The sequence below is a fragment of the Devosia sp. P3_B2 genome (genome assembly GCF_056402875.1).
Map to the genome: position 1 here is coordinate 84,499 of NZ_JBFUGO010000007.1, position 12,172 is coordinate 96,670.

14 protein-coding genes and 1 tRNA gene are annotated in these 12,172 nt (G+C 66.3%); 6 read left to right on the forward strand and 9 right to left on the reverse strand.

What is annotated here, in order from left to right; translation table 11 throughout:
• Genes AC1DV8_RS12035 through rpe form a run of 4 tightly spaced genes read right to left on the reverse strand, consistent with a single transcriptional unit; the run spans position 1 to position 3,017 of the window.
• Positions 1-549, reverse strand: coding sequence for an RBBP9/YdeN family alpha/beta hydrolase (locus AC1DV8_RS12035; RefSeq protein WP_477157627.1), 549 nt, complete (start codon positions 547-549; stop codon positions 1-3).
• Entirely contained in the window at positions 546-968 is a 423-nt protein-coding gene (locus tag AC1DV8_RS12040; RefSeq protein ID WP_477149552.1) for a GNAT family N-acetyltransferase, read from the reverse strand. Before AC1DV8_RS12040 ends, AC1DV8_RS12035 begins: the two co-directional genes overlap by 4 nt.
• Positions 968-2,290 (reverse strand): adenylosuccinate lyase, encoded by a 1,323-nt coding sequence (purB, locus tag AC1DV8_RS12045; RefSeq protein ID WP_477157628.1) that lies wholly within the window; start codon positions 2,288-2,290, stop codon positions 968-970. Before purB ends, AC1DV8_RS12040 begins: the two co-directional genes overlap by 1 nt.
• A 34-nt stretch (positions 2,291-2,324) precedes the next feature.
• Positions 2,325-3,017, reverse strand: coding sequence for a ribulose-phosphate 3-epimerase (gene rpe, locus AC1DV8_RS12050; protein ID WP_477149550.1), 693 nt, complete (start codon positions 3,015-3,017; stop codon positions 2,325-2,327).
• Between the two features lie 164 nt (positions 3,018-3,181).
• Between rpe and AC1DV8_RS12055 the strand changes: the two genes are divergently transcribed.
• Positions 3,182-3,919: a cytochrome c biogenesis CcdA family protein gene (locus AC1DV8_RS12055; RefSeq protein WP_477157629.1), complete on the forward strand. Its 738-nt coding sequence runs from the start codon at positions 3,182-3,184 to the stop codon at positions 3,917-3,919.
• Positions 3,920-4,036: 117 nt separating this feature from the next.
• A complete protein-coding gene (locus tag AC1DV8_RS12060) occupies positions 4,037-5,248 on the forward strand; it encodes a GNAT family N-acetyltransferase (RefSeq protein ID WP_477149548.1) in 1,212 nt (403 codons plus the stop codon).
• Here the strand turns inward: AC1DV8_RS12060 and AC1DV8_RS12065 are convergent.
• On the reverse strand, positions 5,245-6,138 hold the full coding sequence (locus tag AC1DV8_RS12065; RefSeq protein ID WP_477149547.1) for a LysR family transcriptional regulator: 894 nt from the start codon (positions 6,136-6,138) through the stop codon (positions 5,245-5,247). The two genes, AC1DV8_RS12060 and AC1DV8_RS12065, sit on opposite strands and share 4 nt — an antisense overlap.
• 115 nt (positions 6,139-6,253) lie before the next feature.
• Here AC1DV8_RS12065 and AC1DV8_RS12070 point away from each other — a divergent pair, with 115 nt between their 5' ends.
• The gene (locus AC1DV8_RS12070; protein WP_477157630.1) at positions 6,254-7,651 is read left to right on the forward strand and encodes an MFS transporter; all 1,398 of its coding nucleotides are present in this window, start codon (positions 6,254-6,256) and stop codon (positions 7,649-7,651) included.
• Here the strand turns inward: AC1DV8_RS12070 and radC are convergent.
• Together radC and map are read right to left on the reverse strand one after the other, a co-directional pair.
• Positions 7,602-8,324, reverse strand: a complete 723-nt coding sequence (gene radC, locus AC1DV8_RS12075) for a RadC family protein (protein ID WP_477149545.1) — start codon at positions 8,322-8,324, stop codon at positions 7,602-7,604. The genes AC1DV8_RS12070 and radC overlap by 50 nt on opposite strands.
• Before the next feature lie 3 nt (positions 8,325-8,327).
• Positions 8,328-9,158, reverse strand: a complete 831-nt coding sequence (map, locus tag AC1DV8_RS12080; protein WP_477157631.1) for a type I methionyl aminopeptidase — start codon at positions 9,156-9,158, stop codon at positions 8,328-8,330.
• A 155-nt stretch (positions 9,159-9,313) separates the two neighbouring features.
• On the opposite strand from map, the gene AC1DV8_RS12085 reads away from it, so the two are divergent.
• Both AC1DV8_RS12085 and gpt read left to right on the forward strand, forming a co-directional pair.
• Positions 9,314-10,087: a competence/damage-inducible protein A gene (locus AC1DV8_RS12085; RefSeq protein WP_477157632.1), complete on the forward strand. Its 774-nt coding sequence runs from the start codon at positions 9,314-9,316 to the stop codon at positions 10,085-10,087.
• A 59-nt stretch (positions 10,088-10,146) separates the two neighbouring features.
• Positions 10,147-10,644 carry a xanthine phosphoribosyltransferase gene (gene gpt / locus AC1DV8_RS12090; RefSeq protein WP_477149542.1) on the forward strand — a complete coding sequence of 166 codons (498 nt, stop codon included), beginning with the start codon at positions 10,147-10,149 and terminating at the stop codon, positions 10,642-10,644.
• 2 nt (positions 10,645-10,646) lie between these two features.
• Here gpt and AC1DV8_RS12095 read toward each other — a convergent pair whose 3' ends face one another.
• Together AC1DV8_RS12095 and AC1DV8_RS12100 are read right to left on the reverse strand one after the other, a co-directional pair.
• The gene (locus AC1DV8_RS12095; protein WP_477157633.1) at positions 10,647-11,015 is read right to left on the reverse strand and encodes a VOC family protein; all 369 of its coding nucleotides are present in this window, start codon (positions 11,013-11,015) and stop codon (positions 10,647-10,649) included.
• Positions 11,016-11,110: 95 nt separating this feature from the next.
• Positions 11,111-11,932: an alpha-1,2-fucosyltransferase gene (locus AC1DV8_RS12100; RefSeq protein WP_477157634.1), complete on the reverse strand. Its 822-nt coding sequence runs from the start codon at positions 11,930-11,932 to the stop codon at positions 11,111-11,113.
• A 148-nt stretch (positions 11,933-12,080) separates the two neighbouring features.
• On the opposite strand from AC1DV8_RS12100, the gene AC1DV8_RS12105 reads away from it, so the two are divergent.
• Positions 12,081-12,166 (forward strand) — tRNA-Leu (locus AC1DV8_RS12105).
• Positions 12,167-12,172: the final 6 nt, after the last annotated feature.

Consider the following 12,172-nt stretch of genomic DNA (forward strand, 5'->3'; position numbering starts at 1 on the left):
TCAGATCCGCTGCATCAGCCGGGTGAACATCAAGAGGCCCTCGGGCCACGGCCCGTGGCCGGAGGCGAGGTTGATGTGGCCGGCTTCGCCGGCGAAATGCAGTTCCGAACCCCAGGCGGTGGCCATGTCGGCGGCGCGATTGGGAGTCACGTAGGTGTCGTTGGTCGAGACGACCAGCAGCGACGGGAATGGCAACGGGTCGGTCGGGACGTTGTCGAAGCTGCGGCCTTCGCGCGGAAACCCCGGGCCTTCGTGATCCGGCGGCGAGACGAGGAACGCACCCTTCACCTTGCCGGCCGGAAAGCGCGGGGCGGCGTGCACCAGCGCCGAGACCGCGAGCGAATGGGCGATTAGGACGACCGGACGCTCTGCCGCCTCGACGGCCTCGACGATGGCCGCGGTCCAGTCGCGGATATCGGGGTCGTCCCATTCGTCCTGTTCGACGATCTGCCCGGTGGAGAAGCGCTCGGCCCAGCGGCGCTGCCAATGGCCGGCGCCGGAATTGCCGAGGCCGGGCAGGATCAGGATGTCTGCGTCTGCGATTCTCATGCGCCACGCGTCCGGTTCATGAAATAGGCGTAGCTGTAGCGGTGGAGGTCCACCGCCGGGCCGTTCTTGTCGTAAAAGCCGGTCGCATCCGGCACCGACAGCAAAGCCATGCCCACGCCGTCGCCGAGGATCTGCTTGCAGGCGCGGAGCAGGCCCTGGCCGATGCCGCGGCCCTGACAGTCTTTGTGCACCGCCAGGTCGCCACAATAGGCGACCCAGGCGAAATCGGTCAGGCAGCGCGCGATGCCGACGCACCGCCCGTCGAGCCGGGCGCTGACCACCAGGTCGGCCCCGGCGATCATCGCGGCGATCCGCTCGCGATCCTTGATGGGCCGGCTCGGTCCGAGCGCGCTGTTGCCGACGACATCGATATAGTCGTCGATCGGCAGGGCGGCTTCGCGTGCGTAGACGACAGCCATCACACCTCCGGCCCGAAGACGCGCTCGAACAGCGCGTCGACATGCTTCAGATGGTAGAAATCGTCGAACATGGCGTCGATGTCCGAGGCGCTCAGCTTGGCTGAAACCTCGGGATCGGACTTCAGCAACTGGGCGAACAGCCCGGCGCGGTCGCCGCGGGCCTGCCAGACCTGCATGGCGTTGCGCTGCACGGCGGCATAGGAGTCCTCGCGGCTCATGCCGGCCTGGGTCAGCGCCAGCAGCACGCGCTGCGAGTTGTGCAGCCCGCCCAGCAGGTCGAGGTTGCGCTTCATGTTGTCGGGGTAGACGAGGAGGTTCTCGATCAGCCCGGTCAGGCGGTTGAGGGCAAAATCCAGCGTCACCGTGGCGTCGGGGCCGATCATCCGCTCGACCGAGGAGTGCGAGATGTCGCGCTCGTGCCAGAGCGCCACGTTCTCGAGGGCAGGGGTGACCATGCCCCGCACCAGCCGGGCGAGGCCGGTGAGGTTTTCGCTCAGCACCGGGTTGCGCTTGTGCGGCATGGCCGACGAGCCCTTCTGGCCGGGAGAGAAGAACTCCTCAGCTTCCAGCACTTCGGTGCGCTGCAGGTGGCGGATCTCGGTGGCCAGCCGCTCGATCGAGGACGCGATGACGCCGAGCGTCGCGAAGAACATGGCGTGTCGGTCGCGCGGGATCACCTGGGTGGAGATCGGCTCGACGGTGAGGCCCATCTGCTCGGCCACATAGGCTTCGACGTGCGGGTCGATATTGGCGAAGGTGCCGATGGCGCCGGAGATGGCGGCAGTGGCGATCTCCGCCTTGGCGTTCAGCAGCCGGGCACGATTGCGGTCGAACTCGGCATAGGCCTGCGCCAGCTTGATGCCGAAGGTGGTCGGCTCGGCATGGATGCCGTGGCTGCGGCCGATGGTGATCGAGTACTTGTGCTCCTTGGCGCGACGCTTGACGGCCGCCAGCAGCCGCTCGATATCGTGCAGCAGAATGTCCGAGGCCCGCGAAAGCTGCACGGCAAGGCAAGTGTCGAGCACGTCGGACGAGGTCATGCCCTGGTGCAGGAAGCGCGCCTCGGGGCCAACGATCTCCGAGACGTGGGTAAGGAACGCGATGACGTCGTGCTTGGTGGTCCGCTCGATCTCGTCGATGCGGTCGACATCGAAGGTCGCCTCGCCGCCCTTGGCCCAGATCGTCTCGGCCGCTTCCTTGGGGACGACGCCGAGTTCGGCCAGTTTGGTGGTCGCGTGCGCTTCGATCTCGAACCAGATCTTGAAGCGGGTCTCGGGTGACCAGATGGCGACCATTTCGGGGCGGGAATAGCGCGGAATCATGGGCTTATGGCTCTTTGTTCGCGTAACGGATCGATTACGCGTTGATCTTGGTGGCGGCGTTGCGGATGGCCGCGATGCGGGAGGCGTAGGTGGCGGGATCGTTGCCGGAAAACACTGAGGTGCCAGCGACATAGAGGTCGGCGCCGGCGTCGGCGAGGGCCTTGGCGTTGTCCGCGGACACGCCGCCATCGACCTGCAGATCGATGGGCCGATTGCCGATCAAAGTCCGGGCCTGGCGCAGCTTGGTATAGCTTTCGGCTATGAACTTCTGCCCGCCGAAGCCTGGATTGACGCTCATTATCAGCACCAGATCGACATCGCCGATGACGTGCTCGATGGCCGAAACTGGGGTCGCCGGGTTGATGGCGACGCCGGCACGCTTGCCCTCGGCACGGATCGCCTGCAGCGAGCGGTGAAGGTGCGGGCCGGCTTCGACGTGGACGGTGATCGAGTCGGCGCCGGCCTTGGCGAAGGCGCTCAGATACGGATCGGCCGGGGCGATCATCAGGTGGACGTCGATGATCTTTTTGGTGAGCGGGCGGATGGCCGAGACGATCATCGGGCCGATGGTGATGTTGGGGACGAAGTGGCCATCCATCACGTCGACATGGATGTAGTCGGCGCCGCCCGCGTCGATGGCGCGAATCTCGTCGCCGAGCCGGGTGAAGTCGGCCGAGAGGATGGAAGGCGCGATGCGGATCGGGCGGGTCATGAACAGCCTGGCCATTAAATGGTTCAGTGGCTGCTTACCCCGCCCCAACCTCGATGTCATCCCTGCGAAAGCAGGGACCCAACCTGCGGCCCATGCTTCACAACGGAGCGAGCGGCGGCCCGCCGCATTGCCTTCGGCCCCGAACCGGCTATGACTTCGCGCGATTTGTCGGAGGCATGATGGACGGGTTTTCGTTCTGGCTGGTGTTCGGGGCAGGGGTGCTGAGTTTCCTCAGCCCGTGCGTGCTGCCGCTGGTGCCGCCCTACCTCACCTATATGAGCGGCGCGAGCTTCGACCAGTTGCGCGACGATGGCGCCACCGCAGGGGTGATCTGGCGGAAGAGCGTGTTCACCTCGCTGTTCTTCATCGCGGGCTTCTCGATCGTCTTCACCCTCTTCGGCGCCACGGCCACCGCATTCGGGCAGGCGTTCCGACAGGCGCTGCCGATCATCACGCCGATTGCCGGGCTGTTCATCATCGCGATGGGCCTGCATTTCCTCGGCGTGTTCCGCATCGGTTTCCTCGACCGGCAGCTGCGGCACAATGGGCCGGGCGTCGCCAGCGGACCTGTGGGTGGGTTCCTGCTCGGGCTGGCCTTTGCGGTCGGCTGGACGCCATGTATCGGGCCAGTGCTGGCGGCGATCCTCGCGGTGGCCTCGACCAAGGAGACGGCGCTCGATGGGGCCGCGCTGCTCGGGCTCTATTCGCTCGGGCTCGGCGTGCCGTTCCTGCTCGCCGGCATCGCCATCGGGCCGTTCCTGACGTTCTTCTCGGGCTTCAAGAAGCACCTGGGCACCGTCGAGAAGGTGATGGGCGGGTTCCTGGTGATCACGGGGCTGCTGTTCCTCACCGGCCAGTTCACCCGCATCTCCTACTGGTTCCTCGAAACCTTCCCGGTTCTGCAGCAGTTCGGGTAAGCGGGGCTTAACCGTCGCGGTCGAAATCCGACCGTCGCTTCATCGTTCACGCGCTCGTCAACAGCCGATTCACCGCCGGCCGCGATAGTCGCCGCAACCTTGGACGAGGATGCGTTGATGGCTCTCGAAGCCTTTGCCGAAGACACACCGCCGACACCGCCACGCAGCCGACTGACCGTCGTACCGGTCGTGACGGTGCGGCTTGCGCACCAAATCGACGATGTGAGCGCGGTTTGGGCTGTGCTCGAAGCGGGCACGATCGAGTCACCGGGACAGAGTTCAGCTTTCATCCGCAACTGGGTCACGGCGCGCGGTATTGCCGAGGCCGATCAGTTCTATCTGACCGCCGAGCTCGACGGCGAGGCCGTGGCGCTGTTGCCACTGTGGCGGCGGCGGGTGAAGGGCGTGCGCTTGCTGTCGTGGTTTCCCGGTGCGCATGTCGGTTGCAATGCGCCGCTGGCCGATGCGGCGCGGCTCGCGACGCTCGGCTCGGTGGAGCGGGCGGCGCTGTGGTCGTCGATGCTGGGGACGCTGGAGGGGGCTGACTTGGTCTATCTCAAGTCGGTGCCGCAGCTGTTTGTCGACGGCGTCGACATCTTCGCCGAACTCGGCGAGTCGATCGAGGCAGAGACGCTCTATCGCAGTCAGTTCGCCAGTTGGGACGAGGCTAACACCACCCAGCGCTCGAAGTCGCGGCGCAAGCACGATCGCCAACAGGGCGAGCGGCTCGAGGCGCTGGGGCAGGTGGGGTTCGAGGAAGTGCGTAACGGGGCGGATGCCCTGACGGTGCTCGAGGTGATGTTCCGCCAGCGTGCGGCGCGCTTCGTCACCATGGGCGTCGCCGATCCCTTCGTCGAGCCGGGGGTGCGCGCGTTCTACGATGCGACGGTTGCGGCCGACTCGGGCGTCGACGTGCGCCTGCACGTGCTGCGGCTCAACGGCGAGATCGTCGCGGTGCGCTACAACATCGCGCAGGGCGACAGGCTGTTCTGCCTGATCAGCTCGATGAGCGACGACGCGACGGTCCAGACCGGCTCGCCGGGCAAGCAATGCCTGCTGCGGGTGATGCAGACGGTGTTCGACGCCGGCTACCGCATCTTCGACATGGGTGCCGGCTTCACCGACGAGAAGCGCCACTGGTGCAACATCAAGCAGCCACTGCGCCAGCACTACGTGCCGCTGACGACGCTCGGCACGGCCGCCGCCAAGGGCCACGTCGGCTGGCAGCTGCTGCGGCAGAAGCTCAAGGCGAATAAGGCCGTGATGGGTGTGGTGAAGGCGGTTCGCGGGCGGATGATGCAGGCAAAGGCGGTCGCTTCGGACGACTAGGCGCTGCCGCATACCTCGCGCAGGCAAGCCCGCAGCCAGCGGTGCGCAGGGTCGGCGTCGAGCCGCGGGTGCCAGATCAGCGACACGGTGATCTCCGGCACCGGGACCGGGAGTGCGAAGCTGTGCAGGCCGTCGCGCAGATTGCCCGTGTGCCGCTCGGGCACGCTGGCGATCAGGTCGGTGGCCCGTGCGAGGGCGAGCGCCGCGGCAAAACCGCCAACGATGGTGACGATCTGGCGCTCCAGCCCTCTCGCCGCCAGCGCATCGTCGATCAGTCCACGCTCCAGGCCGCGCCGCGAGACGTGGACATGCCGGCCGGCTGCGTAGAGCTCCGGCGTTAACGCGTGCCCGGCCAGCGGGTGGCCGGGACGGACGGCCCCGATGAAGCGATCGCGGAACAGCGCTTGAGTGCGTAGTTCGGGACCAAGTGTTGCGCTCACCACTCCAGTTTCAAGATCGATTGAACCATCGCGCAGCGCGGTGTCCTCACGGTCCGGCTTCTGTGCGAAGTGCAAACGCACATCGGGCGCATCGGCAGAGATGCGGGCAATGAGCGCGGCGCCGAAGTTCTCGACGAAGCCGTCGCTGGATCGGAGCGTGAAGGTGCGCACCAGGTGCTGCAAATCCAGCGCCTCTGCCGGTCGCAGCACCGCCTCGGCTGCTTCGACCAGCCCGCCGACATGTTCACGCAATTCGAGAGCTCTCGGCGTCGGTACCAGCCCGCGGCCGGCGCGCACCAGCAGCGGATCGCCCGTTGCCGCGCGCAGCCGCGCCAGGGTGCGGCTCATGGCAGAGGGGCTGAGCCGCAGCCGACGGGCGGCGCGGGCGACGCTGCCTTCGGCGAGTAGGACATCGAGTGTGACAAGCAGGTTCAGATCGGGCGTCGACATCGGGCGATCTTAGCCTGATGTGGCGTTTCATGCACTGATTACGTGCAAGCGTTGCGTATTCCGCCATGTCATGGCCGGAGCTAGCCTGTGGGCGGTCCAAAAATGGAGTGTCCACATGCCAACGCGGCTCGCGCTTTTCGGCCTTTCGCTGTCGATGCTGCTGGCGTCGCTCGGCACCAGCATCGGCAACGTCGCGCTGCCGACGCTGGCCGAGGCGTTCGGGGCCTCGTTCCAGGATGCGCAGTGGGTGGTTATCGCCTATCTGCTCGCCGTCACCACGCTGATCGTCAGCGTCGGCCGGCTCGGCGACCTGTTCGGCCGCCGGCGGCTGCTGGTTGTCGGTATCGGGTCGTTCATGCTGGCGTCGGTGTCGTGCGCTGCAGCGCCTGGCCTGCCGGTGTTGATCGCGGCGCGGGCAGTGCAGGGCGCCGGTGCGGCAATCATGATGTCGCTCACGATGGCGCTGGTCGGCGACATGCTGCCCAAGCAGCGGATCGGCGGCGCCATGGGGCTCCTCGGGACGATGTCGGCGATTGGCACGGCGCTCGGCCCGTCGCTGGGCGGGCTGCTGATCGCGGTGGCCGGTTGGCCGGCAATCTTCCTCGTCAACCTGCCGCTGGGCGGGCTGGCCCTGCTGCTGTTGCGGCATCTGCCGTCCGACCCGCAAAAACGGCGGGAGCGCGTGCGCATCGATATGGCCGGGACATTGCTGCTGGCCGCAACACTCGCCGCCTATGCGATGGCCATGACCAGCGGTCGCGGGAGCTTCGGGCTGCTCAATCTCGGACTGCTTTTGATAGCGATGGCAGGCTTGGGCCTCTTCACCTTCGTCGAAGGGCGTGTGGCGGCCCCCTTGCTGCGGCCGGCTTTGCTGCGCGAGCGCCGGTTGGGCGGCAGCCTCGCGAGCAATCTGCTGGTGTCGACGGTGATGATGGCGACGCTGGTGGTGGGGCCGTTCTACCTGTTGCTTGGGCTTGGGCTCGATGCGGCATCGGTTGGCCTCGTCATGTCGGTCGGGCCGGCGATCTCGGCGCTGAGCGGCGTTCCGGCCGGCCGTCTCGTCGATCGCTTCGGTGCCGCCTTTGCAGTCGTTGCTGGTCTCGGGGCCATGCTGGCCGGCGCCGCCGCGCTCGCAGTGTTGCCGGGATTGTTCGGCGTTGCGGGCTATGTCGCGGCCATGTTGCTGCTTACGCCCGGCTACCAGCTGTTCCAGGCGGCCAACAACACCGCGGTCATGGCCGATGTCGATCCGCAGCAGCGCGGCGTTATCTCCGGCGTGCTCAACCTGTCGCGCAACCTGGGACTGATCACTGGCGCATCGCTGATGGGGGCGATCTTCGCACTCGGCTCGGGAACCACCGACATCGCGGACGCGGGAGGCGAGGCGGTAGCGGCCGGCATGCGCAGCACCTTCGGCGTGGCGGCGCTGTTGATCGTGGCCGCGCTTGTCGTCGCGACGCTGGCTAAATCAGCTTCAGCCCCTTCATCGACGAGTGACCCGACTTCCCGATGATGATGTGGTCGTGCACCGTGATCCCCAGCGGGCGCGCCACGTCGTTGATCTGACGGGTCATCTGCACGTCGGCCGAGGAGGGGGCCGGGTCGCCCGAAGGGTGGTTGTGGACGAGGATCAGGGCGGTGGCACTCAGCTCCAGTGTCCGCTTGATCACTTCGCGCGGATAAACCGGGGTGTGGTCTACCGTTCCCGTCTGCTGCACCTCGTCGGCGATCAGGCGGTTCTTCTTGTCGAGGAAGAGGATGCGGAACTGCTCGACGTTGTTGAACGCCATCTGCGCGTGGCAGTAGTCGATCAGCGCCGTCCATGAGCCCAGTATCGGCATGTCCGGTGTCATCCGGTCCTTGGCGAAGCGCTGGGCGGCGGCCTGGATGATCTTGAGGCTGGTGCCCGAGATTTCGCCCAGCCCCTTCACCTCGGCGAGCCGGGCAGGGGCCGCGCCGAAGACGCCCGAGAACGAGCCGAACTTCTGGATCAGTTCCTTGGCCAGCGCTTTGGTGTCGCGCCGCGGAAGGACGATCTGCAGCACCAGTTCGAGCAGTTCGTAGTCGGCGAGCGCATCGGCGCCGACGGCGAGGAACTTCTGCCGGGCGCGTTCGCGATGGCCGAGATAGTGCGGAGGGGCCGCCTCGCCGAGTCCGTCCGGCGATGGCTTGTCCCCCTCGCTCATCGTTTAGCGGCGGGCATCGAGCGGGTTGAACAGGCCGCGCGGCGACAGCGTGAAGATCTCGGCGCCGGTCTCGGTGATGCCGATCGAATGCTCGGCCTGAGCCGAGAGGGTACGATCGCGGGTCACCGCCGTCCAGCCGTCGGCGAGGATCTTCACGTGCGGGCGGCCGAGATTGATCATCGGCTCGATGGTGAAGATCATCCCCGGCTTCAGCGGCACGCCGGTGCCCGGCACGCCGAAATGCATGATGTTGGGCTCGTCGTGGAACAGCTGCCCGACGCCATGGCCGACGAAGTCGCGCACCACGCTGGTACGCTCTGCCTCGGCAAGGGTCTGGATGGCGGCGCCAATGTCGCCGGTCGTGTTGCCGGGCTTGGCGGCAGCAATGCCGGCAGCGAGGCTCTGGTAGGTGACGTCGATCAGCCGCTCGGCCTTGCGGGTGATTTCACCCACCGGGTACATGCGCGAGCTGTCGCCGTACCAGCCGTCGACGATCAGGGTCAGGTCGATATTGACGATGTCGCCGTCACGAAGCGGCCGCTCCTCGGGGATGCCGTGGCAGACGACGTGGTTGATCGAGGTGCAGATGGAGTGGCGGTAGCCCTTGTAGAACAGGGTCGCCGGGATGGCGTCGTGGTCGCGGGCGAACTCGTAGGCCAGCCGGTCGAGCGCCGCGGTCGTGACGCCGGGCTTCACTGCATCGACCAGGAGGTCGAGCGCTTCCGCCGTCAGCCGGCCGGCCCTGCGCATGCCGTTGAAGCCGGCTTCGCCGTGGATCGGGATTACGCCCGAGGTGCGGCGGCTCTTGGTTTCGGCTTCGACGTAGGTGATCATCGGCTACTCCGTTCAGCTGACGAAAATAGGCGTTCATCGGCATTTAGGAAAGGGCACTGCGAAGGTCAGCAATGCTGTGGCATGTGCACTGGATTGCTTGACCATTCGGGCCCTCGTGAGGCAATGCATTGTGCCTCTGAAATTCCGGGGCATCCATGCCGTCGCCTGAAGCCGTTACCGCCGCACTCGTCGTCATCGGCGACGAAATCCTGTCCGGCCGGACCAAGGATGTGAATATCGGCGCGACCGCCGACTTCTGCACGGAACTCGGCATCGAGCTCACCGAGGTGCGCGTCGTCTCTGACGTCGAGGACGACATTGTGGCTGCGGTGAACGCCGTAAGATCCCGTTACACCTACGTTTTCACCACCGGCGGCATCGGCCCGACGCATGACGACATCACCGCAGACGCCATCGCCAAGGCGTTCGGCGTAGCGCTGCCGATCAATGCCGAGGCGCGGGCGATGCTGGAATCGCGCTGGAAGCAGACCGGTACCGAGGTGAACGAGGCGCGGCTGCGCATGGCGCGGATCCCCGAAGGCGCGTCTCTGATCGTCAACTCGGTCAGCGCCGCGCCGGGCTTCCGCATCGGCAACGTCCACGTGATGGCAGGCGTCCCCAAGATCATGCTGGCGATGCTCGAATCCATCGCCCCGACGCTGAAGGGCGGTAAGAAGATCAAGTCGATCACCATCCGCTGCGGCGTCGGCGAGGGGACGATCGGTGGGCCGCTCGGCCGGATCCAGGAAGAGTTCCCGGATGTGAAGATGGGCAGCTACCCGCAGATGGGGCAGACGTTCGTCATGACCGAACTGGTGCTGCGCTCGTCCGACGAGGCGCGGCTGGCCGAGGCGGCGGGTCGGGTGCGCGAGATGGTCGCCGAGGCGCATCGTGCGGCCGGGCTGTCGGCGGAAGTCGAAGCCTACTGAGTTTCCGGGCCGATGGCCCCCGTGAAGATCGAGGCGGCCGGGCCGCCCAGGAGAACGAATTGAACCAGACCCAGCAGAAATCCTTCCCCGTCACCTGGGACCAGTTCCACCGCGACAGCCGGGCGTTGGCCTGGCGGCTGCAGGCGCTGGGTCCGTTCGATGCGCTCGTGGCGATCACCCGCGGCGGGCTGGTGCCGGCGGCGATCGTGGCGCGCGAGCTGAACATCCGCGTGGTCGAGAGCGTCGCGGTGAAGAGCTACGACCATCAGAGCCAGGCCGGCATCAAGGTGCTGAAGCCGATCGCGCCGGAGCTGCTGGACAAGGCCCGCAACGGCGGCAAGATCCTGATCGTCGACGACCTGGTGGACACCGGGGCCACGGCGCGCGTGGTGCGCGACATGCTCCCCGGCGCGCACTTTGCCACGGTCTATGCCAAGCCCAAGGGTCGCGAGATGGTCGACACCTTCATTACTGAAGTCAGCCAGGACACCTGGATCTTTTTCCCGTGGGACCTCGACGTCGCGTATGTGCCGCCGATCTCGGGCGCGACGGACTGAGGTCAGCCGAGCTGCTGCACCACGTTGATCCACAGCCCCGATGGGTCCTTCAGGCTGAAGCGGCGCTGGCCGAAGGGTTCGTCGGTCAGCGGGTAGTCCGGCTCGATCCCAGTGGCGACCACTTCGGCGTGCGCCGCCGCCGCGTCCTTCACCTCGAGCTCCATGCTGATGCCGGCGGCGTAAGCCTCCGGGCCGGGCGGGTAGGACGGGTGGCTCGGCGACATGAACGCCATGCTGGCGCCGTCGGCCTGCAGGTAGGCGAACCACTCGTTCTCAAACACGACCGCAAAGCCAAGATGCCGGGTCCAGAAATCGCGACAGGCGGCGAAGGCGTCGGTGACGACGATGGGGTAGCGGTCGATGTACTGCATGCTGGCCTCGCTGGTCCGGTTGAGGCGGCAGCAATAGCGCACGTGCCTGACGGGCGATGTCAGGGTTTCAGGGACATCGTTCGCCGACGCGGCATTCAGACCCTGATCCAGCCGGGTGGGAGGCGGTCGTCGAGGTCGATGGTGTGGGGATAGGACGGCCCGAACCAGGCGTAAGGTCCGACCACCTGTTTGTCAGGTGCACCACCCAGCCAGGCGGCCCACCAGCTGAACGTCGAGTTGGCGATGATGAAGTGTTTGCATCGCGACATCAGGTACATGTCTTCGGGACCGGAGAAGCCGATGACGGGTCGCAGCCCCGGCCAGTCGGCGAGCAATTCCTGAGCCGGCGCCAGATCGTCGGTGAACAGGAAGTAGGTCGGGTCCTCGACCCGCTCTTCCAATGCGGACTTGGAGGCGAAGTAGTACTCGGCCGGCAGCAATCCGTAAAAGGCGATGGCCTCCGGCGTCGTGGTGTAATCGCCGCGACGGACATGGACCGCCACTGGGTTCTTGGCGGCGGCAATCTCAGCCGCGAGACTGGCGGTTCGGGCGGTCGCTAGCCTGCTGGTGTCGAATGCACGCCGCACTGATGCCTCGTGCCCCTCGAAATAGTGCCAGGACTGAAAATGCCCCGATAGCGCGACCGGGCCAGCGACCTCGCGCGATCGCGGATCGAATCCCTCGATACTCTTGAGGCGCGTCCCACCGCGAAAAGGGTCGGGCATCAAGCCCAAGGCGGTCCCGACTCGCCGGCCTAGCTTGAACGGGGGCACGCGCGCGGAGTGCAATTCGATACCAAAATCCCGAAGACCGAGGCGCCGGTCGCCGCGGTCCTTGCGCTCATAGTGGCGGATATCGCACAGCAACTCAGCACCGAGCCGTTCGGCAATGGTGAGGCCGGCAGCGTACTGAAACATCTGGTTTCCCAGCCCACCGAAAACGAAAACTCCCACCACATTGGGTCGCGGCCTCGGCAATTTGCTTTCTCCTGTAGTTGGCGACCGACTTATGTCGGTTAATTGTCCGGTTGTCAGCGTCGGAGCCGATGTGGCAGTGCTCAGCGGCGCGGGCGTGATGGAATGGTAGACATACGGGACTTAAAATCCCGAGGGTGTACACCCGTGTGGGTTCGAGTCCCACCGCCCGCACCATGAGCT

What these genes read in the sequence shown, in the direction of transcription:
- AC1DV8_RS12100 (WP_477157634.1), bottom strand. Translation starts at nt 11,932, where the DNA reads ATGTTTCAGTACGCTGCCGGCCTCACCATTGCCGAACGGCTCGGTGCT.
- AC1DV8_RS12035 (WP_477157627.1), bottom strand. Translation starts at nt 549, where the DNA reads ATGAGAATCGCAGACGCAGACATCCTGATCCTGCCCGGCCTCGGCAAT.
- radC (WP_477149545.1), bottom strand. Translation starts at nt 8,324, where the DNA reads ATGAGCGAGGGGGACAAGCCATCGCCGGACGGACTCGGCGAGGCGGCC.
- rpe (WP_477149550.1), bottom strand. Translation starts at nt 3,017, where the DNA reads ATGGCCAGGCTGTTCATGACCCGCCCGATCCGCATCGCGCCTTCCATC.
- AC1DV8_RS12095 (WP_477157633.1), bottom strand. Translation starts at nt 11,015, where the DNA reads ATGCAGTACATCGACCGCTACCCCATCGTCGTCACCGACGCCTTCGCC.
- purB (WP_477157628.1), bottom strand. Translation starts at nt 2,290, where the DNA reads ATGATTCCGCGCTATTCCCGCCCCGAAATGGTCGCCATCTGGTCACCC.
- AC1DV8_RS12070 (WP_477157630.1), top strand. Translation starts at nt 6,254, where the DNA reads ATGCCAACGCGGCTCGCGCTTTTCGGCCTTTCGCTGTCGATGCTGCTG.
- AC1DV8_RS12085 (WP_477157632.1), top strand. Translation starts at nt 9,314, where the DNA reads ATGCCGTCGCCTGAAGCCGTTACCGCCGCACTCGTCGTCATCGGCGAC.
- AC1DV8_RS12060 (WP_477149548.1), top strand. Translation starts at nt 4,037, where the DNA reads ATGGCTCTCGAAGCCTTTGCCGAAGACACACCGCCGACACCGCCACGC.
- AC1DV8_RS12040 (WP_477149552.1), bottom strand. Translation starts at nt 968, where the DNA reads ATGGCTGTCGTCTACGCACGCGAAGCCGCCCTGCCGATCGACGACTAT.
- AC1DV8_RS12065 (WP_477149547.1), bottom strand. Translation starts at nt 6,138, where the DNA reads ATGTCGACGCCCGATCTGAACCTGCTTGTCACACTCGATGTCCTACTC.
- AC1DV8_RS12055 (WP_477157629.1), top strand. Translation starts at nt 3,182, where the DNA reads ATGGACGGGTTTTCGTTCTGGCTGGTGTTCGGGGCAGGGGTGCTGAGT.
- map (WP_477157631.1), bottom strand. Translation starts at nt 9,158, where the DNA reads ATGATCACCTACGTCGAAGCCGAAACCAAGAGCCGCCGCACCTCGGGC.